Below are 26699 nucleotides of genomic sequence, written 5' to 3' on the forward strand. Positions count from 1 at the left end.
TAACTCTTTACTTTCAACTACCTGAAGTAGAAGATAGATGAGTTCATCATTATTTTCTTTCAAAAGGACTTGAGGAGTAATTATGTTAACTTTATCACTTGCCAAATGTATTAATGCAACAAAGAATGGGGCATTCGCTATCAAAGATTTGGATTTATCAGGCCCTCTATCTTATGAAGATGTATTATTTTTAGCTGAATATCTAAAAGTCACACCCTTAACAGATCTTGACTTGTCAATGGCCATCACTAGGGAAAACTCTAAAGCGCTATGGGATTTAAGTCAGGTTATTGCTAAAAATTCACAGCTACAAAAACTAACATTTGAAGTGCAACTGGACTTCGATTTCTATTTTAAACATAACCTGCCAATTGGTTGGTTAGATTTTATAGACGATTATCGGTTAAAAAAAATAGCGGCGCCACTCCATGAGGCATTGGTTAACATGCTAAAAAACAAACCTGCTCTAAATAAGCTAACTATAGACTTTTTAGTGATGGAAACTCCTTTTCACAATAAACATCTCAACCAGTTAGCACGATCTATCAATAAAATCCCGCTTAATTATTTGAATTTGGGCCTTTCAGTGACCAAAGAAACACAAGTCCCGCTATTTAAGACGAAAGAACCGAATCAAACTCTTGAGTTCCTAATCCTTCGTGGTTTTAATTCAGGTAGAAATACCTTGAAATATTTACCCCAAACAGCAGCCTTAAAAATGTTAGCTATTGATGACATGCAATTCGAAGAACATGATTTGAAGTTGCTGGCTAATATTATGAAATCCAACTCGTCACTGGTTGCTTTAATCCTTGGTAAAACTAATCTTGGACAAGTCAATTCGCCAGACGTACTCACCTGGCTCAGTGCATGCCCCAATTTAAATAGTCTTATACTCATTGACAATAATCTAAGCAGGCTTAATGTGGATAGTTTATGCGAATTATTAGCGAATAATCTCCAGGCTTTGAAAAAACTGGATCTGTCCAAAAATGCTTATATGGGTGACGACGCGATAAAGATTGCCAAAGCGTTAACTTTCAATACTCATATTGAAACATTGGTGCTGGATGATAACTATATTGAAAATGAGGGGCTACAAGCCTTCATCGATCTGGTAAAAAACAATAAAAATATAACGTCTCTATCTATTTCAAACACCTGTCGATATACACCTTCTAACGAAATAATTCACAGTCTATGTGATTTATTACGTGATCCTGGATGTCAATTAAAAGAACTAAAATTTAACCAGGATATTACTTTGGCACAGTACCTTATGCTGCAACATGCCCTAAACTCTAACAAAACACTAGAATACATTGATTTCAATTTTAGAAATCAGAATATTCTTGAGGCAATTCTTGGGAAAAATAATTCCGGTAATTTGAATGAAAATGAGTTTTCAAGTGACAATCCTAAAGAAGAAAAAGCCCCAAATACTTTGAATACGGATCCTACTAGCAAAAGTGCTCCATTATTTTTTATTTCCCCAAAGAGTCGGCAAGAAGAGAATAAAAATGAACTTTCTTCTTTACCGAGTCATAGTGTCCATCTCCATTAGGGATAATACACATTACACTCAATTATAATTTCTCACTAGCGATGTACACAGTTGGCGCTGAGCAATCTGCGAGGCCCAACCAACCTTACCTCTTTATATTCGAATAAATACATTACGTTTATATAAAATCAAAACAACCAGAAAATTCAGGAAAAGAAAACAGATAGAATACAGCAATGCTGCATTGTGATTACTGAATCCTCCAAAAAAATAATCTTTGAGATAGGATATCAATACCATTTTAGAGCCATCAGGTGTTGTTATTTTAAAAGCATATTGCAGTTTTAAAAGAAGGACATGAAATACAAAAGCAAATAATGCATTCATGCCAAATACTTTAAAAAAAACGGACCATTTTTTAACCCCAAATCTATCAATCAGCAAATAGCAAAAGGCAAAGGCAAGCAGAGCCAGGCCGCTGGTCCAGAGTACGTAAGAGCTAGTCCATAAATTTTTATTAATAGGAAAACTCATATTCCATAACCATCCCAATAACAAAAATAGCAAGCCAATCCCTGCTAATAGATAAAATTTCTTGAATTGATTGCATGGACTAATTAGTAAACTACCGGCCAGGACACCTGATAAAGTAGTGGCAATAGATGTAAAAGTACTTAAAAAACCTTCGGGATCATACGTTTTTTCATATAAGTGGGAAGCTGAAAAAAATAACTGGTCAAAGTATGAAACCCAACTTCCGTCTTTGGTTAATTGATTTGCTCCATATCCTGGGACAGGTACTTGAGTCATAATAATCCAATATCCTAATAAAAGAACAAGAAAAATAAAAAATTGAGTTTTAATTGAAGTATTCAGATAAATGAAAGCGGAAATTAAATAACAAACAGCGATTCGCTGCAGAATCCCATATATCCTTATGCTATCAAATTCAATAGGATGGGGAAAAACATTCAAAAATAATCCTAAAAGAAACAAAACAACACTTCTCTCTATGATGGCAGAATATAATGAGGTTTTTGCTTTTCGTTCCATTTGGTTTTTCAGGCTTATAACACTCGTTAAGCCAACGATAAACAAGAAAAATGGGAAAACCAAATCCGCCAAAGTACAACCATTCCAGTCCACATGCTCAAAAATCGGATAGGGATCAATAGCTGCCTGACCATTAACGAAAATCATCAATACAATAGTCATCCCGCGAAATACATCAAGGGATAAAAGGCGTTGGGGTTTTAAAGGAACAGTATTCATGCGCTATTTAAAATGGATTTATAAAAAACTGAGCCCCATTATCTTACCACGAGTGGCAAATTGTAATATCAAAAATAAAAATTAAATTTCTAAAATCTATATGAAAATCTCTTTTAAACTTGTATGTTAGTCATGATTGACTTAACTTGAAGTTGAATTAATGTTTAGTAAAAAAGAACGTACATTATTATTTGCCAATAATTTGTGGTACTTGTCAGAAGGAATGTTAGGCCCGCTCTTCGGTATTTTTTGCGAAAGGTTCAACTCGTCTCCCTTAGACATATCATGGGTATGGTCTTTGTATTTAATTTCAGTTGGAATTGTGGTAATTGGCTTGGGTTATATTTCAGATTTTATTCATAAAGAAAAATTGCTGGTTGCGGGGTATGCACTCCAAACCATATTTACCTTTTGTTACATCTTTATAACAAGTAAAAAGCAACTGGCTTTATTGCAAATTGGCCTTGGAATATCAGGTGGGCTCTCTACTACAACCTGGTATGCTCTGTATGCCCGCTATGAAGATAAAACGCATGAAGGACTCACTTGGGGTTTGGCCAATGGGTTATCAAGTATTTACACTGGGATCGCCTTGTTATGTGGTGGTCTAATTATTGCCAAAACATCATTTGATGTTTTGTTTATCATCATGGGATGTATTCAATTTCTAGCAACTATTTATGTCAGTAAGCTCATCTTTATCGAACACCCCAAAATTATCAGGCGTTTTAGAAATCCTAATTTGGCTAAAAATTAATTTTAAAATCTGAAAGCCATGTTGAAATGTCAAATCAAATGAACATTTTTTGATGTAGATTGATGCTAAATTCATCAAGAAATACTGGAATCAAAATAACTTGTCTGTTAATGTCCGCTTTTATTAAAGATATCACGTATTAAATTGTTATAAGGATATGATTATGTTTGAGTCTTTTCGAAAATGTTTGTCTGCCATTTCTATGCGAGCTCCGTATGCCTCGACACCGGGACATCGTAACGCTCAACGCGCTAATGCCGGATCCGAAGTATTGGGCACAACGCTTGAAACATTTGATCCTGCCGCATCAATTCCAACAAAACTCGCTCAAACTTTAATCTCAATTTATTCCCTATTCAGATTTGATACTCATGTTTCTGAAAAACTGATCCATCTTTTGCAAGGTAGTATAGCGGCAACACAAATGGGTCTTGGTATTGCTTTGCTTTTTACTGGAACAGAGTGTGAGGAATATACGGATGCTGATCTATGCAAGGCAATATTTCTATTACAATTACTATACAGAGGAACCTTGCTAGTGGGCTGGGCCCCTAGTGAATTTTCCAAGGATCCCTATGCTGAGCCTAAAGTTGTATCAGAAGACAAAGCGGAATCTGAAGAAGAGAACGAAGATGAAGAGTCAAGAAACTCGGCCTCAGTTTAATTTTAAATCCCTTGCTCCGATTAGGACAAGGGCTCACTTATATATTATCAAATATGCGTCAACTAACCATCTGAATAGTAATATCCCGCGCATCAGATAAACCACGGTCATCTACCACCCTTACCACATATTTACCAGGTTTCGCCTGCCAGAGATAAGGTTCATCCGATTTTGTTTCAGCTACAAAACTTTCATTGATAAACCAGTATAAATGTGCAATTCCAGCATCTGTTACCGCAGTTAATGGGATTATCTTGTTTGATTGGGTATTAGCATGGACAATATAACTTACCCCTGCCTGGGGAGATGTAATTTGGGGGCTAATACCACTATTTCCCGACAAAGCGCAACCTGGTTCAAAAAATGGCGGGGTATGGCGTTGAATCCCTGCCCTCCTGAATATTCTTAATAAATCGGAGGGCCAAAACTCATACACTTCAAAACGAGTATTTTCATCGATGTGACAAGTACGAAGCCCCGTCTTCCCGTTAATTGCTACCTCTCGAAAAATTGTATCCGTTTTAATAGGGGATTTACCTGGAATAAACCAGGTCCATTCTGTATCCGTACAATATCGACCAGGAAGCATACCTGAGGCTTTGCATACTTCTATTTTTTCCAAATGCATGTGTTCAGGGTATTTTTCAACTCGAGCTATTGGTCCTCTTTCATGTTTTATTGCATTAATCAATTCAAAAAATAAAGGCGCAGCAATTTCTTTACCTATAAAAGCCGGATTTGCCTGATTATCAAAATTTCCTATCCAAACTGCCAATACATAAGGACCAAAAACTCCAACTGTCCAGGCATCTCTGTATCCTGATGAAGTTCCTGTTTTCCAGGCAATTGGTAATTGTAAACTGCCATCATTATTCGACTCTTTCATTGGAGTATTTTTTAGCATATCGAAAACTAAAAAGCTTGCTTCTGCGCTAAGCAAGTGTCGACCTTTTTGTCGCGGAACCCCTTTTAATGAATTGATTGGATACCAGACCCCATCATTAATCAGCATAGCATATAAACCGACTAACTCTTTCATAGTGAGTTCAACACCACCCAAATTAAGAGACAAGCCATAATATGATTCAGAACGCAACTGAGTTATATGCGCCTGTTCAAGTAATTTATGTAATGTTGGATTAGTTAATTGATTGGAAAGCTCGATGGCCGGGATATTACGACTAAGTACCAAAGCATCTTTTGCTTTGATGGGCCCCATAAAATCATAATCGAAGTTTTCCGGATTATAACCATTAAAACTCTGTGGTACATCCTTTAAAACTGTATTGGGGTGAATTAAACCTTGATCGAGTGCTAATCCATAAATAAATGGTTTCAGAGTTGAGCCAGGCGACCTTTTGGTTTCTACACCATTGATTTGTCCACTTATCTTGTTATTAAAAAAATCAGCAGATCCCATCAACGCTTTAATACTCATAGTACGGCTATCCACAAGTAAAACCGCCGCGTTGTGAACACCAAACATTTTTTTTCTTGCTAAATAATGCCTTGTAATTCGCTCAACTATTAACTGAAGCCTGTAATCCAAAGTTGTTGAAATACTTTGTGATAAACCAGGATTTTCCTTCAGTACCATATTTACAAAATGAGGAGCCAGGAAGGGTAGGTTTTGATTGGTTTGCATAACTAAAGGCAGTCCAAACAGAGGCTGCTTCTCCTGGTCTTGCGGATGCTGCTTCAGCCATCTGGCAAATAAGCGATTTCTTATTTTTTTTAATTCACTGTTTTTTGATGTCCTTTTTACTGGATTTTGAGGGATAATGCTTAAAGTTAGTGCCTCTGGTAAACCAAGTTTACTAACAGGCTTATTAAAATAAATTAAGCTCGCCGCCCCTACTCCCTCTATATTTCCACCATAAGGCGCCAAATTGAAATAAGCCTCAAGAATTTTATCTTTATCATAATGACGCTCTATTTGTAACGCCCTAATAACTTGCCATAATTTTCCAGAAATTTTCTTGGAGTTAATTCCAAAACGAATTCGTGCCACCTGCATTGTGATTGTTGAAGCCCCGATTCTGCGCGATTTAACCACATAAGTTTGCCAGATGGCTTTCACCATGGAAAAAGGGTTCACTCCTTTATGCCAGAGAAAATACTGATCTTCTTGTAAAAGTGTGGCCTCCATTAACTCCTTGGGTATTTGAGATAACGGTACATAAAGTCTGTATTTGTCATCGTCACTTAAAATTAATCTTAATAATTGTTGATTATCATCATATACCGCTTTAGAAAAATTGAATTCTTCTAATAAAGAAGGCTTGGGAGAAAAAAATAATAATAAAAACCCACTGACAAATAGCGAACCCAGGATTATGCTAAGATATTTTATTACTTTTCTCATTGCCCACAACAGGGATGATATAAAGGTTAAATTATATTCAAATTAATATTGAAATGCATTAGAATTGGCAAAGGATAGACTAATAATTAATAATTTATTGCGGGGGGTGTATGCTTTACCGCACCCTCATTACCAGATCCTAAAATAAACTTAGACCAACCAGGACTCCATATCACCATGAACAAAAACCCATTCTCCCTAATTATGAATGTATTGTGTTCAATATTTTCAACTCTATTCGGTAAAATAAAATGGAATCGCCCGACCTGGTTAGTTTATTTAAAACACAAATCAAAAAACTCTCCCCAAATATTTTGGGGAACAACTCTATTATTTATCGTGTTATTGGGTGCAGGAGCATATGGTGCTTATTGGTATAATAATTTGCCAAAACCAACTTATACTACTGCATCCATCACAATACCGGACATCACACCTAATGAGGAAAACCTTGTTCCCAATAATCTCATTATTGATTTCGGCATTAGAAATAATGAATTTATCCCACAATCAGTTGCTCCCATTAATTTAATTGGCAAAGAAATTGATGAAGGGATAGAAATGGCACCGCAAATTGCGGGCAAATGGAGCTGGAATAGTGATAGCCAATTAATTTTTATTCCCGCTGAAGATTGGCCTGCAGGGCAAAAATATACTATTCATTTTGCAAAAAATTTTTTTGCACCCAATGCGAATATTGAAAGTTATGATTTATCCTTTACGACAAAGCCCTTTCAGGCCACAATCCGCGAGTTCAAATTTTACCAAGATCCCGTCAATGCAGAAACAAGGCAGGCTGTAGCCACTATAGAGTTCAACTATCCAGTAAATCCAAAAAATCTTGAAAAAAATACTTCCGTTGTATTCCAAACCATTAAAAATGGAAAAGCAGACCTCACTGCAGAATCCGTTCCTTTTTCTTATACTTATGATAATAATAAACGAATTGCCTATCTTCATTCGGCAAATATCAAAATAGAAGATGTATCGCGTTATTTACTTTTAACTTTGAATAAAAACGTTAGTTCTTCAACTGATTCAGCAATTCTTGGGCAGTCAATTAGTAAAAATTTGCTAATACCCGATGCAAGTAACTTTCTAAAAATAGTTTCAACATCGGCTAATATAGTCCGTAATGATAAAGACAGGCCCGAACAGGTACTTAGTATTGAGACCAGTTTGGGTGTTAATGAAAGTGAATTTAATAAATCAGTACATGTCTATTTGCTCCCGCAGAATTATCCTGCTACCGCTGCAGAACCAGAAAAATCCAATTACGAATGGCAAAATCCAGGTGAAGTAACGAATAACATTTTGTCTCTGTCGACTCCATTACCCAAAGAGGTGATCCCTTCGGAACAAAATTATACTACGTTGCATGGCTTCAAATTTAAAGCTCAAACTCCCAGATACCTGTATATCAAGATTGATAAAGGAATGAAGGGTTTTGGTGGTTTTAAATTAAGCAATGATTACACGGCTATCGTTCCAGTACCAGAATACCCCAAAGAAATCAGTTTCTTGCATAAGGGCTCTTTGTTAGCACTGAGTGGTGAGAAAAAACTGTCAGTTCTGATACGCGGAGTGCCTGCAGTTAAGTATGAATTCGCGCGTGTGTTGCCTGATAATGTCAATCAGCTGGTTACGCAAACCCAAGGCGATTTCAGCAATCCTTATTTTATTAATCCCTCTTTTAATCAACAAAACATCAGTCAAATTTTCTCGGAAATCCAGCAGTATGACTCCACTGATTTAACCAGACAGCAATACACATCCCTGGATCTGGGAAAATATTTAGCATCTGAAGCCAATGCCTCAGGACCGCAAGGATTGTTCTTATTACAAGCAACAGGTTGGGATGTAGCCAATCAGTATGCTCTCGATGTTAAGGCCAGTCGTTTGATATTGATTACGGATCTGGGGATGGTGGTAAAAGACAATAATGATGGGAGCCATGATGTCTTTATTAGCTCCATTACACAAGGACTCCCAGTTGCAGGGGCAACAGTTACGATTTTAGGTAAAAATGGCTTGCCCATTTTATCTCGTGTTACAGATGAACAAGGGCGAGCAAATTTTCCTACTCTGAAAGATTTTATTGAAGACAGAGAACCAACTGTGTATTTGGCAAACCTGAATAATGATGTGTCTTTTATTCCATTCAATAACTACAACAGGCAATTGAATTTTTCAAAATTTGATATTGGAGGAATCTATACCAATGATCAGGATTTGCAGAACTTAACAGCTTATTTATTTTCTGATAGAGGAATATATAGGCCCGGAGACACAGTGCATGTTGGAATGATTGTAAAACGAGCCTTTGCAGAACCACAACCTTCTGGTCTGCCATTACAAGCCACTGTAGTAGATGCCAGGGGAACTACTATCAAAGACCAAAAAGTAACATTAAATGACACCGGTTATATAGAGCTTGATTTTACTACCAGTGCCAATTCTCCCACTGGTCAGTATATGGTTTATTTATACTTGGTAAAAGATAACCACCCGCAAAATCTTCTCGGTTCAACCAGTGTTCGTATTTCCGAATTCCAACCCGACAGAATGCGTATTACTTCCAGCTTTGAACCCAAACCTTTTGATGGCTGGAGCTCACCCACTGACCTGAAAGCAAAGGTAGATCTTTGGAACTTGTATGGTGCCCCAGCTGCCAATAGAAGAGTAAGCGGCAAAATTTTATTAACTCCTCAGCGAGTGCAATTTGACAACTATCCTGATTATATTTTTGCGGATCCACTGTATGATCCGAAAAAACCCCCAAAAGTTTTTACAGAAAATCTGGCAGAAGCAACAACTAACGAGAATGGGCAGGCTGAATTTAGCCTGAATCTTGAACGTTTTGAAAAGGCAACTTATCAATTAACTTTTTTTGCTGAAGGCTTTGAGCCTGGTAGTGGGCGAAGTGTTACTGCACAAACTAAAACATTGGTCAGCCCTTTACCCTATTTCATTGGCTATAAAGCTGATGGCGATTTGCATTTTATTAAACAGAACAGTGTCAGAAATGTTAATTATATTGCAATTAATCCACAGTTGGGTAAAGAAGACGTAAAAAATTTAAAGATACAATTAATTTCCCTGCGCCCCGTCACAACTCTGGTTAAAAAAGCCGATGGCACTTATCAATATCAATCCACAATACAATCTACAGTCATCAATACCAATCCATTCGAAATTAAAGAATCTGGCATTAACTACAGCCTGCCAACGAATACTATTGGTGATTACTCCCTCAACGTATTAGATAAGGATGATAGTATTCTTAGCCAACTGCAATTTAGCGTAGTTGGTACTAGCCAGGCTCCTCTCGCTAAAAATGCAGAATTATCTATCAAACTTAATAAAGAGGAATATCAAGCTAATGAAGATATAGAAATCCAAATCACTGCTCCTTATACTGGCTCAGGCTTGATCACTATTGAAAGAGATAAAGTCTATGCTGTGCATTGGTTTAAGACAGAAGCCCAAAACTCTGTACAAACCATCCGCATACCTGCTGATTTCCAGGGTAATGGATATGTGAATGTGGCTTTTATTCGTGATTGGGAGTCTCCTGAGCTCTTCATTAGCCCATTAAGTTATAGTGTTGCTCCATTCAATGTGAACCATGATAAACACGATATAAAAATTGGACTAAAAACACCTGAATTAGCCCGTCCCGGAGAATCTTTTACGATTGATTATCACACAGACAAACCCGGTAAGATCATCGTATTTGCAGTGGATGAAGGAATATTGCAGGTTGCCAATTATACTACACCCGATCCACTCAGTTTCTTTTTCCAGAAACGAGCACTAGAAGTGTTAACCCAACAAACAGTTGATCAGATTTTACCCAAGTTCATCCAGGATAGAGAAATATCTGCTGTTGGAGGTGATGAGGGTGAAGCGGCTTTAGCGAGTCGCCTCAATCCATTCAAGAGAAAGACTGATTTACCAGTTGTTTACTGGTCAGGTATTCTTGACTCAGACAGTACTGACAGGCAATTATCTTATCAAATACCTGATTATTTTAACGGGTCCATTCGGGTAATCGCTGTGGCAGTCGCTAATGACTCTGTGGGATCTCGCGAAGTTTCAGCAGAGGTTCGCGGTGATTTTATTATAAGTCCCAATGTGCCCACTTTCGTTGCGCCTGGAGATGAATTTGAAATATCAACCACTGTGGCAAATAATATTAAAGATTCAGGAGAACACGCTCAAGTTGAAGTAGAACTTACCGCATCACCAGAGATTGAAGTAATCGGTAGTGCGAAAGAGTCTCTGGAAATCAGCGAAGGCAATGAGCAAACTGTGTATTTTAAATTGCGCGCTAAATCACTGTTAGGATCAGCAAGGATTACTATCACTGCCAAATCAGGAGATAAATCAAGCAAGATGGATAGTACGCTCAGCGTCAGGCCTGCCAATCCTTTCACAACATACATTAATAGTGGCAAATCACAAGATTCTCAAAAATCGTTAGAGGTTATCCAGACATTATATCCGGAGCATCGCAAGGTAGAAGCGACTATATCTACCAGTCCATTAGTTCTAATCTTTGGATTACAAAGATATTTGGATAATTTCCCATATGGTTGTACGGAGCAATTGACAAGCAAGGCCCTGCCCTGGCTGGTTATGAACAGTTTACCCTGGTTTAGTTCGGAAAGTGGCCCAATTCACGAAAAAATTAATACCACAATTCAAATGTTAAGCCAAAGACAAATGTCTAATGGTGGGTTTAGCTATTGGCCTGGTCTAAGTGACAATTCAGCGAATAGTTTTGCATCAGTTTATGCCATGCATTTCTTAACTGAAGCAAGAGCACAAGGATTCAACGTCCCCGGAGAGATGTTCTACAATGGCATTAATTACCTTAAAGAATTGGCTAGTCATAATCCCACAGATGCAGACTCAGCAAGAATTCAAGCCTATGCCATCTATATTTTAACCCGTAATGAATTAGTCACTACAAATTATTTAGCCAATTTACAATTGTATTTACAGCAAGATTCTTCAAAAAACTGGCTAAAAGACATCACAGCAGTTTACATTGCAGCCACCTATCAATTATTAAAAAGTTATAGTGAAGCGAATCAATTGATTGGCCAATATCAACCAGCAACAAATAATGCATTTACGACTGATTTTTATGATCGCAATATCGCCGATGCGCAATATCTCTATCTTGTTGCAAAACATTTTCCTAATTTACTGCCTCAAGTAAGCGACAATATACTCATGAATTTGGTAAAAGCGATAAATAATGATGAAATCAATACAGTCTTATCAGGATTTTCTAGCCTGGCTTTGGGCGCTTACCCACAAAATGAATCAGCAGAGCAATCTGATAAGCTGTCCATAACAGAGGCATTGGCAAACAATCAGCAGAGAAACATCCCTGCCGATCAAAATAATTATCAAAAATTAAATATTGATGAAACTGTCAAAACAATCCGCTTTAATAATCCTGACAAACAAACATTCTTTTATCAGCTTGTTCAGTCAGGGTTTGATAAAATAATACCGACAGAACCTTTAAAGCAAGGCATAGAAATCTACAGAGAATATCGAGATGAGAAAGGCAATGTCATTGATTCAGCGGTTTTGGGCGAAGAAATTGAAGTACACCTGCAAGTCCGATCATTAGATAATAATTATCTGAGCAACATTGCCATTGAAGATCTCTTGCCAGGTGGGTTTGAGGTCGTTAGAGACTCAGTAAAAACGGACAATATGGATTATGCCGATGTCCGGGAAGACAGAGTTAACTTCTTCGGCTGGGTAGATTTAACTGCAAAAGAATTAGTTTATAAAATAAAAGCGACTAACGTTGGTAAATACATAGTTCCACCAGCCTACGCAGAAGCCATGTATAACCCAAATACGAAGGCAAGAGGTTCTTCATCAGTCATTACAGTGTCTAGAGAAGAAGATTAATTGCTGGCAAGCAAAGTCAGATTTTGATTCTTGACTTTGCTTGCTAATAAATATTAATTGCCCTCATATTTGCTCATGCCGACAAATGAAGGAGATACTTATCATAGCTTGAGGATGAGATAAAACTATTTAGGGAGGAATCTATTTTGTAGCAAACACTGTTGGATCTTAAAGAATAGATTCCTCAGCCCGGCATGGTAATGGCTTAAGTTTTACATTATATAATCAAAGTATGGTTTTGCCCTGCCGCAGGGGGGATAAAGACTAATAAAATGAACATTGTTGCTGGATACTTTCCAACTCTCGTTGCTTCAACTCCAGCTCCTGCCTACTTAAATCCAATTGCTTTTCAAGCTGTAGAGATTTTAGCCTGAGAGCAATATGCTCCTTAAAAAATAACCAATCATCTTTATAATCTAAATAGCGAAGATTACGATAGGCTTCAGCTTCACTTTGGCTAAATTGGTTATCAACCATATCTGGTAACTTATTAGCATCATCCAAAGCATTGCTAATGCCACAACCCAATAAAAAATTGGCCGACATCAAAGCATCCCCAACCAAGCAAAACACACCTCCCTTGGGAAGGAGCAAAGCGAATTTATCAGCAATTTCAATATCTGTTTTAAAAACAGAAGCTAAACCAGGGGCGCTCATCTTAAAATCCGTATTGTTAAATAATAATTGCAATACCAAGTCAAACCATTGTTTTAACTCTTTTTTATTATTATCCTTGAGAATGGATTCAGGAATTTCCCCAGTGAGATAAACAGCTCCATTCTTTTTTGAATATTTCAAATAAATTAAAGGTGGATAATCATGCGTCCAGCCCATGGCCTTTAACGGAGTAATCTTATCTAAAGGGATGAAGCTGGTTCCCTCAGTTGGGCTTAACACCGGATTAGCTATCATCGCCAAAGGCGGATTATTGATCGACAGATACATCACACCAAAAGCATTGTGATCAGGATTATCTAACTTTTCATAACCAATTGCGAACTCTGGATTTTGCGAATTCCACAACTGAGTAAATGATTTTGATGTTTTTCCGGATGCGTCAACCAGCAAATCAAAACTGTGATTTTGTATGCTACCATTATGATCCAAGGTTAACTTCTGATTCTCAGCATCAACCTTGGCAATTTGCGTGTCTCCCAGGTGAAAAATGAGCTGCTGCTCTGCATTATTGAATTTTACAGTATAAGGATCTTCTTCGTCCTGAAAAGTAAAACCACCTTTGTCATAAATATATTTCAACTTACTATACTGATAACGCTGCAACTCTGCGATAGGAATTACAGTGCGCTCTTTTTCAATTAATTCAAAAAAAGCTAAATCCAATTGATCTTCTGCACTCAATTGCAAGTTGGATTCATCGATGGGACGGATTAATTTACAGATAAAATTATCTTTGAATTCCAAGGAATACCCTTTGCTTGCCAGTTGACTTAGAGCAAAAAAATCTCTGATGGTATCATCCTTTAAGAATACCCCTTGTTTGCGACTAAAAACATCATCTTCAGATCGGCGGTCAATTAATTCAACGGAATACCCTTTAACTAATAATGCAAGTGCACTAGCCAAGCCAGCCGGCCCCATACCAATGATATATGCTTTCTTTCCCATAGGTTGGACTCTACTACTTAAATAAATGACAAATTTTAGCATTTAATTGTTAAGAAATTATTAGGTGAGCATTTCTATTGCCAGTGTTCCGCTGTGCAGGATAAAACTCAGATTGACTCTCTTTTTATATAGGAAGAGTAGCATGTTGATTATTAATTTTTCTGAACTCTGAGCTGGGGGGGGTCCAATCTGGAACCCCTAATTTAGGTTCCCAAATCGAAACGAATTACATCCATAATTCCTTTTTGACAAATATCGCAAAATGATGCGTGAGATTCCATAATACAATTCAAGCCTGGTTTATGACTTGCACCCTGATGAGATGGTGAATCTCCATAGCCGCCACGATATGCCCCATATTGCGGAGGGGTTGACTGCCAGTCACTATAGGGGGTAGGAATAGACATTTGTGGATTGACTAACTCATTCCATTTTAATCCGGAATAGCTTGGAGTAGTCAGAAAAGTGATGTTTTGTGACCACGGTTCCTTCATCTCAGGGGCAAATTCCAACTCAGTCCGTCCACCACCTTCATATTCTTCATTGAGTCCAAAAAAATGACCCAATTCATGTATCAGAATGTAGGTAAAATAAGTTGAATTATCAGCAGGTATTGCTGTGTGTGATTTGTAATTACCTACACCCCAGTACTGACTATTATTAACTAATACTATTGGATAATCGTAAGGTGCTGACGCCAATCCCTGACGAAACTTGTTTTCTCGTGTAGGATATACTATATGATACCATCGTCCAAAATTATCCCAGTATGGATAATATAAACCCAGAAAAGAATCAAATTCTGGTACTGGTAAACCTAAGTCTTCAGCGACTCCCAAACGCTTATGAGATGGATTAAAGACTGCATAAAAATCCATATAATCGATACCAGGAAACTGTTGACTTTGTAATGCCTGCACAGTTTTAATCGCTCGATTCCAAAATTTCATCTTCTCACTTTGAGTATACCCTTCAGCATATATATTCACTCTTAAAGAGGGAGTTTTCACTGCGGGTAATAGTTGCCTCACTTCCAAATCATTGAAATGACGATTATCTCTTGTTAATTCACTAGCAATGATATTTTTCTCAACAACCTTTTCCATTAAACCTGTTTGCGGGTTTTCTGCATAAAGTTCAAAGATCATATCATGGGAGGGTACGGGGAAACGCAAATTAATAGCACGTGCCAGCTTGCGATATTCCTTACCAGTACCAATCGCATCATAATAGACCGTATCACCACCGAATCTGCTTTTTAAAACTCCCAAATAACTCCCCCATTTGGGTTTGTGAATACTTCGTGATAATAATGCCGGTGTTCCAGAGGACTCTATTATTACTGTACCAACCTGATAAGAATCTGTTTCTTCAAACCAATCGGTTTGGATTCTTAATACATCAATCCCTGAATTTTCCTGCACAATCTTCAAAGAATCAGGATTGATGTAATGAAACTTTAAATTTGGGTAATGACTGTCTCTGGGCACTTTATAGCGGTCCCAATAGGGATTGGCGTATGCCAGATGGGAAACCAAAAAAATAAAGCAAATGATAAAAAATCTTATCATGGGTGTGACCTCCTTGTATTCCAGAACTACTATCCCATACTAACTTGTAGATTTTCCTACAAATGTTAACCGAGTTTAATGAACACTCTTTTATCTATCGAACTTGATATTTCGTCAGATTGAACGAAAGCGTGTTAATTTTTGGGTATCGTAACAACGACTCACAAAAAATCATGATTTATAAGACAAAAGAGTAGAATTACGCATGTCACCTATCCATGGAGGATTATCACCTAATAAAACAGACGGATCAAAACCTAATGATTCGATTCTAACCCACTCTTTATCCAAATATTTCAATTGATCATTTAACGCTTTGTTATCTGTTTTATTTGTTGCATCATAGCAACGATCAAAAGGATCGTAGGTATAGGGATTGCAAACTACCGCCTCCATTTTATCCATTATCCCAATTTTGTTATACCAATCATCAATCAACATTGGACCTTCTGGTTTGGCAGCGGGATCGAGCACATAAATGGTACCCATGTAGTTGACAACAGCTGACACATGATACCACCAACTTACTGTTCCCTCAGAAGAGTATGGTGTTTGCATTTCCAAATCACCAAAAACAAAAATTTTTGCTGGAATAACAAAATGTTCACTATCCAGTTTAATTCTGGACAGTGCTGCTCTGGCAAAGCAACCATCATCAGGATAAAGCCAACTGATTCTTCTTTGAAAATCAGGTTTATCAGGTGAATACAAAAAACGAGTGTCTCGTATCAGGTTAAACATGTTAGTCATCTCGTCATAACTGCTAACCTTTGGCACGGTTGAGTAATCTATTTTCTGTAAAGAGACTTTCTTTGAATAAGGAGTTCCCCTGGCAATTAACATCTTCAGTTCATTTTGTGGTTTGTTATTTATGATACGCTTCACTGCATCCTGATAAGATTCTCCTGGAAGCCGTTTTTGTGAGGCAGTTGCGTTTGCCAAGCCGCAACAAATCAAAAAAGGAAATAATGATAAAATAATAGCTATTTTTTTCATAGCAATCCTTGAGTATTTATAATTGGTTGATATTTTACCAATTTTTGTCGTCCTTGACATTATTTATAATTAGCATGAACTGATTGAAAAGACTAGTCTATTAGTCATCTGAACTATCTGTAGTCAAAACATAATGACTTATATTTTTAATCAGGGTAAGCATTCAAAATGCTGAATTTAATTGAACTGACCTTACAATAAGTATCTCATAATAATGATCTATAATTCAGATATACATCAATTTATAGATTAAAGGCTAGTCATGGCTAGTGATACCCCTTTTTCGGACTTAAGAGAAAAAATGTTAAATCTCTATGATCAAGCAGAAAGGAACCAATTCCGTGAACCTGTATTTAGAGACCAATTTCAGGGTGCTAAGCTTGATGATGTTACTATTTCTCGAGCAAGTGTAAAATTTCAATCTCAGAAGACCAGCGCGCTCATTTACAAGATTTATTTTTAGCTTATTTAGAAGATCAAGCATCCAGCATTTATAAAGAATATTATGATAAAAAATTTGGCTCAGGATCTAATAACGCCACCAGCTCATTGCTTGAACAATTTGAGTCAAAAAAAGATACAACCCTTGAAAAAATTCGAGCGGTTTTGGATAAATGTGTAACAGAAAACAAAGAAGAGGATTATTGGTTTACTAATGCTGTAAGAGGAATCCTTGTAACTAACGCTTTTGCTATTTCCGAAAGCTCAAGTGAATCCTACCAATCAGAATTAGAACAGAGAATCAGCAAACTAATTCCACCTCCTGGCAATACAAATGAGGAAAAATAACAAAAGATTTACAGCCCCTAGTTGTTAGATGAAATAGGTATGACTTAGACACCAATTCATATTAACCTAAACTTACTATTTATACGGTCTTTGTAATTAGTTATATTGCAGAGTATCCGATTTATCAAAATAATATCCTGTCACCAAGTTGAAACCACTTTTATTACAGTACTTCTTTATTTTTTGTTTTCTACAGTTATAGTGGGTTGAATTTGCTCATCATCGTGTATGATACCCTCAGTATCATTAGTACCTTTTTCAATTAAAGTGGTATCTTCCCCAGACATTTTTGCTATCTTGGCTATATTCATTTTCGATGATTGCTTTTTGCTAAACATGCCATAGGGATTTGCTGAATGAACAGGGAAATTAGTTTTAATCGAATCATCAACATGTATCCTTTTGGCTTCGATACACGACATCACTGTATGATAAGCCATATTAAAATCAGGATTATTTGTATGCCAATTATACTGTTTGTCTTTACCATCATTGTAATAAGTATATTCAGGAATTACTCGTTTCTGGAAATTACAGGCTAATTGATGAATATCGTCTCTGGTTAACTCGACTTTTTGACTTGGATCCATATTAACGATCGCAATATCAGTATCAGAACTTAAGCCTAGCCCATTTTTACGTACTACTGCAAGCAACCCTGGTTTTGACTGGATTGGGATAACTTCACTCCAAAACCCCATATTGGAACTCGGCAAGGAACTTAATATACTATTGATTTCAAACATAAATTTCCTCATATCATGTTGGCCGTTCCAACCATTTTGAGGTGTTCTGGGATCCGGACTATAATTTTCGTCTGTAAAACCAATCGTTATATTTTTCTGGGCGAGTTTTTCTTGGAATGCTTTGCAAACAACTGTATCGCCACAATTAATTTGATTTTGCAAAGTCTCCAGATAAGGAACGAGCAATCGCTCTTGCGATTGTTTATCATGCTGTAAACTGTTATAGATGCTTCCAGCTTTTTCTTTTTGGATATTCTCTATAGCCATTTCGGTTAATACCTCCATAGCTACTTTGTTGTCGGGATATTTTTTATCAAAGATTATATGAGTACGTTGTGCATAATAGGTTTGGTCCAGAGCGTGAACCCTTCTGAATACAGGTTTTGCCAATAAATCACCTGTTTCATCACCTGATAGAGCATACCACCCGCCGCTTGATGTTAAAGCACAGAAAGCTATTTTTTCACGCATTCTTGTTTCTACTTCTTTGATTGTTGATTCATTACCGCTTAGAATCTCATTTTGAATATCTTTCACAAAAGAATAGCGCAGGACTGACTCTAAAGCTTCGTCATAATCATAGCTCCTTTCATGTTTAAATTTTTCTTGCGCACCGTGCAAAGTGTGATGATTTGCCAAACGATGTTCTGCCATTTCTTCCAATATTGTCATGGCTAAGGAGTTATGATCATGATTACCGGAGAAAGCAATACATCCGCCTTTGGCATGGGGATGCAATTTCTTTTGTTTATCCAGGAATACTACTTGAGCCTTAACTCCCTCCTCCTCCTTACACCATCCGGGTAAACCACCATAACCATCTCTTTGCGCATAATAGGTACCGCGAGTAATATGGGTTGGCCCTTTTTCTGGAAGCAACAAACCATCAACCACATCGGTAAGCTTCTGACTCCCACTGAAAAGAAGTTCATCCAATATAACGGGTTTAGGTTTATTAAACTGCTCTGCAAGATCATAAATATAAGCATAAATTTGTTTGCGTAATTCTGGATTTAAATAGCCTACAGCATCAATGCGAACACCCTCAAAGCCATAATCAATCATGTACTTATAAATATAAGGCTTCCAAAATTGTTCAATAATTTCATCTCGGATTTGAGGGTCACTGTAGTCAAACGCGATAGCATCCTTAAAATCAGGATGGACATCCTTTTGAAACCATTCAGGATGTTCTTTTCTATGCCGTGAATCGGCGGCAACGTGATTTAAAACCAAATCAAACATCGGTACCAAACCATTATTGCGGGCTTCTGATGTGAACTTCTGCATTGCTTCCATATCCAGCTGCTTTTTCAACTTAGGATCAACATTGGGAGGGAGCGGGTTAAAATAAGGACTTATCAAATCACAATCTGTCATAGCATATAGACTTCTTGTCACCTCATTATAAGCTCTGACGCCAATTGTCTTATCACGCTTAAATAAACCCTGAACATCCCCTGCTGTTTGTACAGGATTTATCCATACAGCATTAAATCCCATGGCCTGTAATTGAGGAAGATAGTCAATCATTTCCTCTATGCTTCCAAATTGAGTAGGAAACATGTTATAACAGCGTAAAATCCCATTACCATCCAGGATTACACTTTCTTCACGTTCTGTTTTATTGACTATCTCTAATTTTGATTCTGCCATAATAATATGCCCATATCATTATCTTTTAGATAAAATATAGTACATATCTCAGGATTATGCCTCTTGAGCTTAAAAAGCAAGCAAACATAGCTGTTGTATAATCAATAGGGAAAGTTATCTTGTAATTTTTCTCATCTTTGAATGTTTTTGAGCGTCTAAATTGATATTGACAGTTTTTAAATAAATCAAATTGTGTTAAAATATTACCGTATTTATATCACCAATTATTAACAAATATTGGTGTCAAGACTTAGACTTTATTCTCTAACATGTCTTGAACTTAAAAATTTTGTGGAGGATTTATGGGTAGCTCCTATAATGATTGGCTGAAATCGTCATATAGCGAATTAAAGAAAATAAACATCATCGAAAATCTGATAAAAGAAAACAATTTTGCCAGGGCAAAAATGCTCTTAAATAATCTTGATCTCACTACCCTCATTAAATACACCGAATTAAGTAAAACAATTACAGATTTTTGTGAAGAAGCAGAGCAAGCTGATATTTGGCGGACTCATCTGCAAAATTTTAATGAAGAACATTTTTCATTTGAAGAATACCCGCCACTCACAGTGTCCCAATTAGTAAAAGGGATCTATTTTTATGGACAAGCAGCTGAATGCCGGGAAGAAGAAGGTAAACCATTTGGTGATAATGAATTGGAGTTTCTTAAAAAGAGCGCTTATCAACACTGTTTTTATGCTTATAACTCTTTATCAACCTGGGCTTATGAAAAATACAAAATGGGTTTGAATGATTATTCTTTGTTAACCTTGCACTATGCTCAAAAGGCCTGTCAATATCATTGGACTCCAGGATATTTATTATTTTATAAGACTTGTTTAAATTTAGCCATTTTATCGAACGCCCCTTCTTTATCTTACCAGGAGGCATTAGAAGCGCTCTTGATTGCCCGAAAGTTATCTGAGCACCAATATTCTATAAGTGCTATCAATAATGCCTACTTTGGCAAGGGCCTGATTCATGGCAATAAAACGCAGATAGAGTCTTGGGATAAAGCAATATCAGAAACTATTGCCAAAGGCAAAATCCCCTCTACTCTGCTTAATAAAATTTACGATAAAGCATCTGAAAAAGCCAAAGGGATATTGGATGAGTTCACAGTCGAAGTAAAAGATATGCCAGAAGAAGAAAAATTGGAAAATGAAGTAGCTCCTACTTTGTCTATTTAACGCTATAATAACAAGCGATTCGACTGATAAAAGTGGAGTTGTAACCAACAATTCGATTTTTCTCAGTTTTGTAGTTTAATAATTTTCTACGGTGATCGATTCTATGGGATATCATTTTTTAACAGAAGGAAATGGGATTATTGCATGTTATGACATGTACCCAACTCAGTTTCATTCTATTAAGGACATGATTAATTATTTGCCTGTCTTAAAGCAGATGGGGTTTAATGCCTTATGGATTAATCCCATGCAAATGCCCGGTGACATTAGCGGCTTTTTTAAAACGGATAAAAATAATGGTGTAAAAACAGGAAATGAGGTCACTAGAAGCTTATATGCCATGAGTCACCCGTTATTATTTAATCCTCAATTCAGTTTGGGCTCCCCTGAAGACCCCATGGGGACAACCCAACGATTAAACTCAGAAGCTTTACAGTTATTCACTCAAAATGCAAGGAACCTCGGAATAGTTCCAATGTTTGATCTGGTTTTAAATCATGTCGCCATTGATTCTCCCTTGTGTCAGGATAAGCCTCATTGGTTCAAAGGAGTTCATGAAGACTTCAAAGATGTTCGCGGCTTCAATTACGATGATGAAAGCATAAGAAAAGAAATAATAACCGAATTTTGGCAACCTTATATCAAACGTTACATGATCGAGTACGGTTTTGATGGTGTTCGAGTCGATGCTGTAGGTTATGTACATCCTGCAGTAAGAAGTGAAATATATGCCTATATTCACTCTCTTGCTGCTGAATATGGTAAACCAAAGCCGGTTATCCTTGATGAAGCTTTATTTAGTAAACGACCACTTGCGGATGAAGTAAATTATTTGAAATTACCCGGCATAGGCCCAACTCACATCACTACAGAAGCTTATAATGTTGAATTTGATCTTGCCAGCGCTGATCTGCCTTATGAAATAACATTGGAAGAGCAGTTAAAGGCGAGTGTAGTCTTCCAACAAAAAGATGGAACATGGCGTGAAAACACGAAGGGGGGCTGCATTAATTTTTGTGGGAATCATGACTATCGCTCATTGGCGATGACTATTTTATTTCAAATGGCCAAAAAAAGACTGGAATCTGACGCTTTTTATAATGACTTAATGTCTTCCTATCAAGACTTGTACTTTAAGTTTAACGCCGAGCAAGAAAAACCACATGAACTCAAGGAGCCTTTGAAAACAACCTTACTTTACTCTTATGTTGATCAAATCAAAAAGGAGTTGGAAGATAATAAAGATGAAACAACACAAGAATTTAAAACTCTGGTATTAGAAAAACTGGCTTTATCCGCTCTTACAGCCAGTGGCGGATGGTTTTTATTATCTGGTGATGAAACATGCGATATCACTGCAAAAACAGTATTTCAGAGAAAAGGTGCTGTTGATAAATCTTATTACCCACAACGTGAACATCGTATTTTTAGTGAAAAACCAGTTATTGCTCACAAAATTTTAGAAAAAATGGCAGAAGAGAATTTCTTCATAGAAAACTCGGAAAATAAGTGGATGCAGGAACTTTACAGAAGTTTATCAAGTTTTCCTGAAATGCAAAAACGTCTTTTAGTATCTCATATTGATAATATTAAACACCAAATAAATGCCGGCATAGATCATGTACAAGAAAAATTTTCCAGGCTACTTGCCAGTGAAAATTTAAATATAGGTTTCACATCTCAAGATTTTTTAGAGAATCCAAGAACCCACGAAAATGGATGGCTTGGATTACAGAATAATTTTCTATTTATCAAACAATTAAATACATTATTAAAAAGACTACCTGCATCACTACCCGGATTCTCCAGTGAGTTGGTTCGACTCCCTGAAAAACCGCATCTCATTATTATCGTAAGAAAAAATGGTAATGAATTAAATGCTCCAATTGATGTTGTTGTTGTTAACCTTGAACAGGAAAAACGACAAACATTAACTAAAGAAGATTTTCAATTAATTGCCAAAAACTATTGTAATCAATATTTTTCTAAAAATAGACCGAGTGTTTGCGATAGTTTACGCGAAAAATTATATTCCCATGTTTTAAAATCTGCTGTAAATAATCGAGTCCATACAGACACCAGTATTAAACTGAATGGAATCCATTTATTTGAGTTTAAAGAAACTTCGTTAAACACTTTTTTTACAATTGAAAAAGAAAAAAACTATTCTCATGGAAATGAAGACAATACTGCTTTGACTGGAAATACAATCTCGCATTAGAGACCTTTCGATGCAATCAGGTTAATTGCATCTACCAAAGCTATTCCTTCCAACTGCTGCACCCTTGCTTTTAAGGTTTGAGCAGTATCTCCTTCTAAAACAGGGCATTTTTTTTGCAAAATAACAGGACCCGCATCTACCTCTTCGGTGACAAAATGGATAGTACAACCTGTTTCCTTTAGGCCGGAATCAAGAACAGCTTGATGTACATCCATATCCATTTTCCCTGCAAATGCTGGCAATAAAGAGGGATGTACATTAATTACCTGATTATTCCATTTATTTACGAAATCCGCCGACAAAATTCTCATGTACCCAATCAAAACAATCAAATCAATCTGATGGTTGATCAGTATGTCACTTACTTTTTTATCAAAATCAATTCTGTTTAATCCCTCAGGATTGACAAACTGTGCATTCAAACCCAACGATTTGGCTCTTTCCAGAATAATGGCATCGGGTTTATTACTAATAACAAGCTCTATCTTTGCCTTAAGAGTTCCCTCATTGATTGCATCAACAAGAGCCAACATATTGGTTCCACGAGTCGATCCTAATATTCCTAAACGAATCATAAGGCACGCAACCTACGCATTACTTCAACGCGTGTATTAATTAAAGGCGATGTGCCAATATCTTTTCTGTGAAATAAAGGGCCTTTTATATTTTTTATCTGTTGTTCAGCAATTTCTTCTGCCTCACTGATAGTATTCGCTATACCGACATAAGCGGCTGTCCTCGAACCTGTGGCATAGAGTTTGCCATTCTTAAAATTCACTGCAGCCAAATATAGAGTATCTTTAGGTTCGACAGCAGAAATATCAATTTCAACATGGCGCAATGGATTATCAGGATAACCATCAGGGACAGCGTATTTACAAACTGTGGCTTGATTCAAAAAGCGAACGGATTCTTTTTGTAAATTGCCGTTAGCCATCGCAACACATAATTTAACAAAATCAGATTCCAACAAGCTAAGCACGTTAAGAGCCTCAGGATCTCCAAAGCGAGCATTAAACTCAATCACATACACCCCATGTGCGGTGGCCATAAATCCGCCATAAAGTATTCCTATGTATTTATCAGACATTTCCGTCATAAGCGCTTTGATTACTGATTGATTAATTTCAAAAGCAGCACGAACATCCTCTGGAGACAAAAATGGCAAGCTGTGATCTGCCGCTGAATAACTCCCCATACCACCTGTATTAGGACCCTCATCATGCTCATAAGCTCGTTTATGATCTTGCACAATAGGCATTGGAACTAATGAGATGCCATCAGAAAAACACATAAATGAAAATTCTTGACCTATTAATTTTTCTTCAATGACTAAAGACTGATTATGAGTAAAAATTTCTTTACAATAGTTTAAAGCCTCTTCAAATGACAACAGATGTTCTCCACCTACTTTTACACCCTTGCCCGCCATTAAACCATTGGCCTTAACAACGTAATTATTTTCACCTAACTCTGATAAAAACTCCCCTATTCCCTCTAAACTGGTAAATACTTTATACTTAGGCAAACCTGGAATACCGTATTTTTCCATCAACTCTCTGGCGAACGCTTTACTGGTTTCAATTTTAGCCAAATTTTTCCTGGGGCCTATAACAGGAATTCCACAATCCCACAAAGCATCAGCAACAGCATGTTCCAAAGGCGCTTCTGGACCAATAATGGCCAAATTAATTTCCCATTCTTTTGCTTGCTGGTTAACTTGCTCAGGGTCTGTAATATCACCTACCCAATAATCTGAGGTGAGTCTTTGGATACCAGGATTACGAGTTGTTCCAAAGCAATAAATCTTTGGTTTATTCTCTGATTTACTCAATGCTGTAGCTATTGCATGCTCACGCGCACCTGAACCAACAATAAGGATATTGATCAAGACATCTCTCCTATCTCTGTTTCTTGGTCATTCTCGGTTAATCTTTTTTTCTCCAACAATTTAATTTTTTCTTCAGTAATCTGTCCACAAATGTATTTACCATCCATACAAGCCATACAAGGCTTGCTCATGTCATATTGCCCCCTGCGAGACACAGCCTCTATAAGGTTTTCCTGAGTTTGGTATAATAATTTATCCACCCCTAGAAATTGACGGATTTCCTCTTCCGTTTTATGGGCTGCTATCAATTTTTTACGCGATGGGATATCAATCCCGTAGAAACAAGGGTTTTTAATTGGTGGACAGGTTGATACAAAATATATTTCTGATGCACCATATTCTCGTATCATTCTGACTATTTCGCGTGAGGTAGTTCCCCTTACGATACTGTCATCAACGATTAATACCTTTTTTTTATTAATTTCCGTTTTCTGAGGAGTTAATTTATAACGAACCTGTCTTGATCGCGACTCCTGATTAGGCATAATAAAAGTACGTCCAATAAAAGGATTTTTATATAAACCTTCGGAATAACGTATTCCCAACTCATTTGCAAAAGCTAATGCGGCAGTATTTGCTGTTGAAGGGGCTGGAATCACCACATCAGGTAGTGTATCTGGAAATCTCTTTTTCCAGCTTTTAGCTAAATTTTGCCCCATACGTAATCTGGCTCGATAAACGCTCACATCGTCTAATGTGGCATCTGGTCTGGCGAAGTAAACGTATTCAAATATACAAGGGGTAAATTTTTTTGATGAAAGCACTTTTCTGTACAATTGTCCTTGCTGATTCACGTAAGCAACTTCACCGGGCTGCAAATCACCCTTGGGCTCAAAACCTAAAGCATAAAAAGGGGTGGTTTCTGAAGCAAAAATATAATCTTTACTACCATTTTCATGGACTCGCTCACCCCAAACTAAAGGACGGATACCATGCGGATCCCTAAATGCAACCAAACCTTTGCCAATTACTAAACTCACAACAGAATAGGAACCCTGAACTCGTTGATGTATTTCATTAACTGCCATACATAGTAATTGAAAGAATTGCTCTTCATCATGATCGGAATAAGATCCCTTGGCTAAATAGTCTGCCAGAAGTAATAAAAGTGCCTCAGAATCAAGAGTAGAGTTTAAATGCCTATGCTGTTTTCCGCATAAATCATCAACCAACTCTCCATAATTCACTAAATTTCCATTATGAGCCAAAGCTATACCGCGAGGGCTCCCTATCCAAAGAGGCTGAACATCCGCTTCACTATAACCTCCGGCCGTGGGATAACGCACATGAGCAATGCCGATATTCCCCTTCAGTTTAAGAATATCTTCAGAGAAAATAGACTCTCTGACCAGTCCAAGTCCATGTTTGAAGTAAAAACGATCAGCTCCGGTTAAAATACCTGAGGCATCTTGCCCCCGGTGCTGTAAATGAATCAAGCTATCATAAAGCTCAGCAGCAACGGGTTCATGACTGTAAATTCCTACAATGCCACACATAAGCCTTTC

General features: G+C 37.0%; 16 protein-coding genes. 7 read left to right on the forward strand and 9 right to left on the reverse strand.

Features of this window, described 5'->3' with window-relative positions; translation table 11 throughout:
- Positions 1–82: 82 nt before the first annotated feature.
- A complete protein-coding gene (gene legL3, locus LPG_RS08315) occupies positions 83–1564 on the forward strand; it encodes a Dot/Icm T4SS effector LegL3 (protein WP_010947387.1) in 1482 nt (493 codons plus the stop codon).
- Between the two features lie 93 nt (positions 1565–1657).
- Here the strand turns inward: legL3 and LPG_RS08320 are convergent, their stop codons facing one another.
- Positions 1658–2776: a lpg1661 family Dot/Icm T4SS effector gene (locus LPG_RS08320; protein WP_010947388.1), complete on the reverse strand. Its 1119-nt coding sequence runs from the start codon at positions 2774–2776 to the stop codon at positions 1658–1660.
- Positions 2777–2936: 160 nt separating this feature from the next.
- On the opposite strand from LPG_RS08320, the gene LPG_RS08325 reads away from it, so the two are divergent.
- Both LPG_RS08325 and LPG_RS08330 read left to right on the forward strand, forming a co-directional pair.
- A complete protein-coding gene (locus tag LPG_RS08325) occupies positions 2937–3533 on the forward strand; it encodes an MFS transporter (RefSeq protein WP_010947389.1) in 597 nt (198 codons plus the stop codon).
- 163 nt (positions 3534–3696) lie between these two features.
- On the forward strand, positions 3697–4197 hold the full coding sequence (locus tag LPG_RS08330) for a hypothetical protein (protein WP_015444435.1): 501 nt from the start codon (positions 3697–3699) through the stop codon (positions 4195–4197).
- 58 nt (positions 4198–4255) lie between these two features.
- Here LPG_RS08330 and pbpC read toward each other — a convergent pair whose 3' ends face one another.
- Positions 4256–6562 (reverse strand): penicillin-binding protein 1C, encoded by a 2307-nt coding sequence (pbpC, locus tag LPG_RS08335; RefSeq protein WP_015444434.1) that lies wholly within the window; start codon positions 6560–6562, stop codon positions 4256–4258.
- A gap of 177 nt (positions 6563–6739) precedes the next feature.
- On the opposite strand from pbpC, the gene LPG_RS08340 reads away from it, so the two are divergent.
- Positions 6740–12505: an alpha-2-macroglobulin gene (locus tag LPG_RS08340; protein ID WP_010947392.1), complete on the forward strand. Its 5766-nt coding sequence runs from the start codon at positions 6740–6742 to the stop codon at positions 12503–12505.
- Between the two features lie 264 nt (positions 12506–12769).
- Here the strand turns inward: LPG_RS08340 and LPG_RS08345 are convergent, their stop codons facing one another.
- The 3 genes from LPG_RS08345 to LPG_RS08355 all read right to left on the reverse strand — a co-directional run bounded on the left by LPG_RS08345 (position 12770) and on the right by LPG_RS08355 (position 16698).
- Positions 12770–14173: a lpg1666 family Dot/Icm T4SS effector gene (locus LPG_RS08345; RefSeq protein WP_010947393.1), complete on the reverse strand. Its 1404-nt coding sequence runs from the start codon at positions 14171–14173 to the stop codon at positions 12770–12772.
- Positions 14174–14334: 161 nt separating this feature from the next.
- Positions 14335–15726: a lpg1667 family Dot/Icm T4SS effector gene (locus LPG_RS08350; RefSeq protein ID WP_010947394.1), complete on the reverse strand. Its 1392-nt coding sequence runs from the start codon at positions 15724–15726 to the stop codon at positions 14335–14337.
- Positions 15727–15873: 147 nt separating this feature from the next.
- Positions 15874–16698: a protein-glutamine glutaminase family protein gene (locus LPG_RS08355; protein ID WP_015444431.1), complete on the reverse strand. Its 825-nt coding sequence runs from the start codon at positions 16696–16698 to the stop codon at positions 15874–15876.
- Between the two features lie 606 nt (positions 16699–17304).
- Here LPG_RS08355 and LPG_RS15355 point away from each other — a divergent pair.
- Complete coding sequence (locus LPG_RS15355) at positions 17305–17487, forward strand: hypothetical protein (RefSeq protein WP_223804291.1); 183 nt, start codon at positions 17305–17307, stop codon at positions 17485–17487.
- A gap of 176 nt (positions 17488–17663) precedes the next feature.
- Here the strand turns inward: LPG_RS15355 and LPG_RS08365 are convergent, their stop codons facing one another.
- On the reverse strand, positions 17664–19889 hold the full coding sequence (locus LPG_RS08365; RefSeq protein ID WP_010947396.1) for an alpha-amylase: 2226 nt from the start codon (positions 19887–19889) through the stop codon (positions 17664–17666).
- Positions 19890–20191: 302 nt separating this feature from the next.
- Here LPG_RS08365 and LPG_RS08370 point away from each other — a divergent pair, with 302 nt between their 5' ends.
- Both LPG_RS08370 and LPG_RS08375 read left to right on the forward strand, forming a co-directional pair.
- On the forward strand, positions 20192–21082 hold the full coding sequence (locus tag LPG_RS08370; RefSeq protein WP_010947397.1) for a lpg1670 family Dot/Icm T4SS effector: 891 nt from the start codon (positions 20192–20194) through the stop codon (positions 21080–21082).
- A 103-nt stretch (positions 21083–21185) separates the two neighbouring features.
- Positions 21186–23303 (forward strand): alpha-amylase family protein, encoded by a 2118-nt coding sequence (locus LPG_RS08375; protein WP_011946654.1) that lies wholly within the window; start codon positions 21186–21188, stop codon positions 23301–23303.
- Here LPG_RS08375 and purN read toward each other — a convergent pair.
- From purN to purF, 3 genes are read right to left on the reverse strand one after another with little or no spacing between them, the layout of a single operon-like run.
- Positions 23300–23878 carry a phosphoribosylglycinamide formyltransferase gene (gene purN, locus LPG_RS08380; RefSeq protein ID WP_010947399.1) on the reverse strand — a complete coding sequence of 193 codons (579 nt, stop codon included), beginning with the start codon at positions 23876–23878 and terminating at the stop codon, positions 23300–23302. The genes LPG_RS08375 and purN overlap by 4 nt on opposite strands.
- A complete protein-coding gene (purD, locus tag LPG_RS08385) occupies positions 23875–25194 on the reverse strand; it encodes a phosphoribosylamine--glycine ligase (protein WP_010947400.1) in 1320 nt (439 codons plus the stop codon). Before purD ends, purN begins: the two co-directional genes overlap by 4 nt.
- Positions 25191–26690 (reverse strand): amidophosphoribosyltransferase, encoded by a 1500-nt coding sequence (gene purF / locus LPG_RS08390; protein WP_010947401.1) that lies wholly within the window; start codon positions 26688–26690, stop codon positions 25191–25193. Before purF ends, purD begins: the two co-directional genes overlap by 4 nt.
- Between the last annotated feature and the right edge of the window lie 9 nt (positions 26691–26699).

The organism is Legionella pneumophila subsp. pneumophila str. Philadelphia 1, assembly GCF_000008485.1.
GTDB classification, from domain to species: Bacteria; Pseudomonadota; Gammaproteobacteria; order Legionellales; family Legionellaceae; genus Legionella; species Legionella pneumophila.

Coding starts and splice junctions, on each gene's coding strand:
- legL3 (WP_010947387.1), top strand. CDS start 83: ATGTTAACTTTATCACTTGCCAAATGTATTAATGCAACAAAGAATGGG.
- LPG_RS08320 (WP_010947388.1), bottom strand. CDS start 2,776: ATGAATACTGTTCCTTTAAAACCCCAACGCCTTTTATCCCTTGATGTA.
- LPG_RS08325 (WP_010947389.1), top strand. CDS start 2,937: ATGTTTAGTAAAAAAGAACGTACATTATTATTTGCCAATAATTTGTGG.
- LPG_RS08330 (WP_015444435.1), top strand. CDS start 3,697: ATGTTTGAGTCTTTTCGAAAATGTTTGTCTGCCATTTCTATGCGAGCT.
- pbpC (WP_015444434.1), bottom strand. CDS start 6,562: ATGAGAAAAGTAATAAAATATCTTAGCATAATCCTGGGTTCGCTATTT.
- LPG_RS08340 (WP_010947392.1), top strand. CDS start 6,740: ATGAACAAAAACCCATTCTCCCTAATTATGAATGTATTGTGTTCAATA.
- LPG_RS08345 (WP_010947393.1), bottom strand. CDS start 14,173: ATGCTAAAATTTGTCATTTATTTAAGTAGTAGAGTCCAACCTATGGGA.
- LPG_RS08355 (WP_015444431.1), bottom strand. CDS start 16,698: ATGAAAAAAATAGCTATTATTTTATCATTATTTCCTTTTTTGATTTGT.
- LPG_RS08365 (WP_010947396.1), bottom strand. CDS start 19,889: ATGGCAGAATCAAAATTAGAGATAGTCAATAAAACAGAACGTGAAGAA.
- LPG_RS08370 (WP_010947397.1), top strand. CDS start 20,192: ATGGGTAGCTCCTATAATGATTGGCTGAAATCGTCATATAGCGAATTA.
- LPG_RS08375 (WP_011946654.1), top strand. CDS start 21,186: ATGGGATATCATTTTTTAACAGAAGGAAATGGGATTATTGCATGTTAT.
- purN (WP_010947399.1), bottom strand. CDS start 23,878: ATGATTCGTTTAGGAATATTAGGATCGACTCGTGGAACCAATATGTTG.
- purF (WP_010947401.1), bottom strand. CDS start 26,690: ATGTGTGGCATTGTAGGAATTTACAGTCATGAACCCGTTGCTGCTGAG.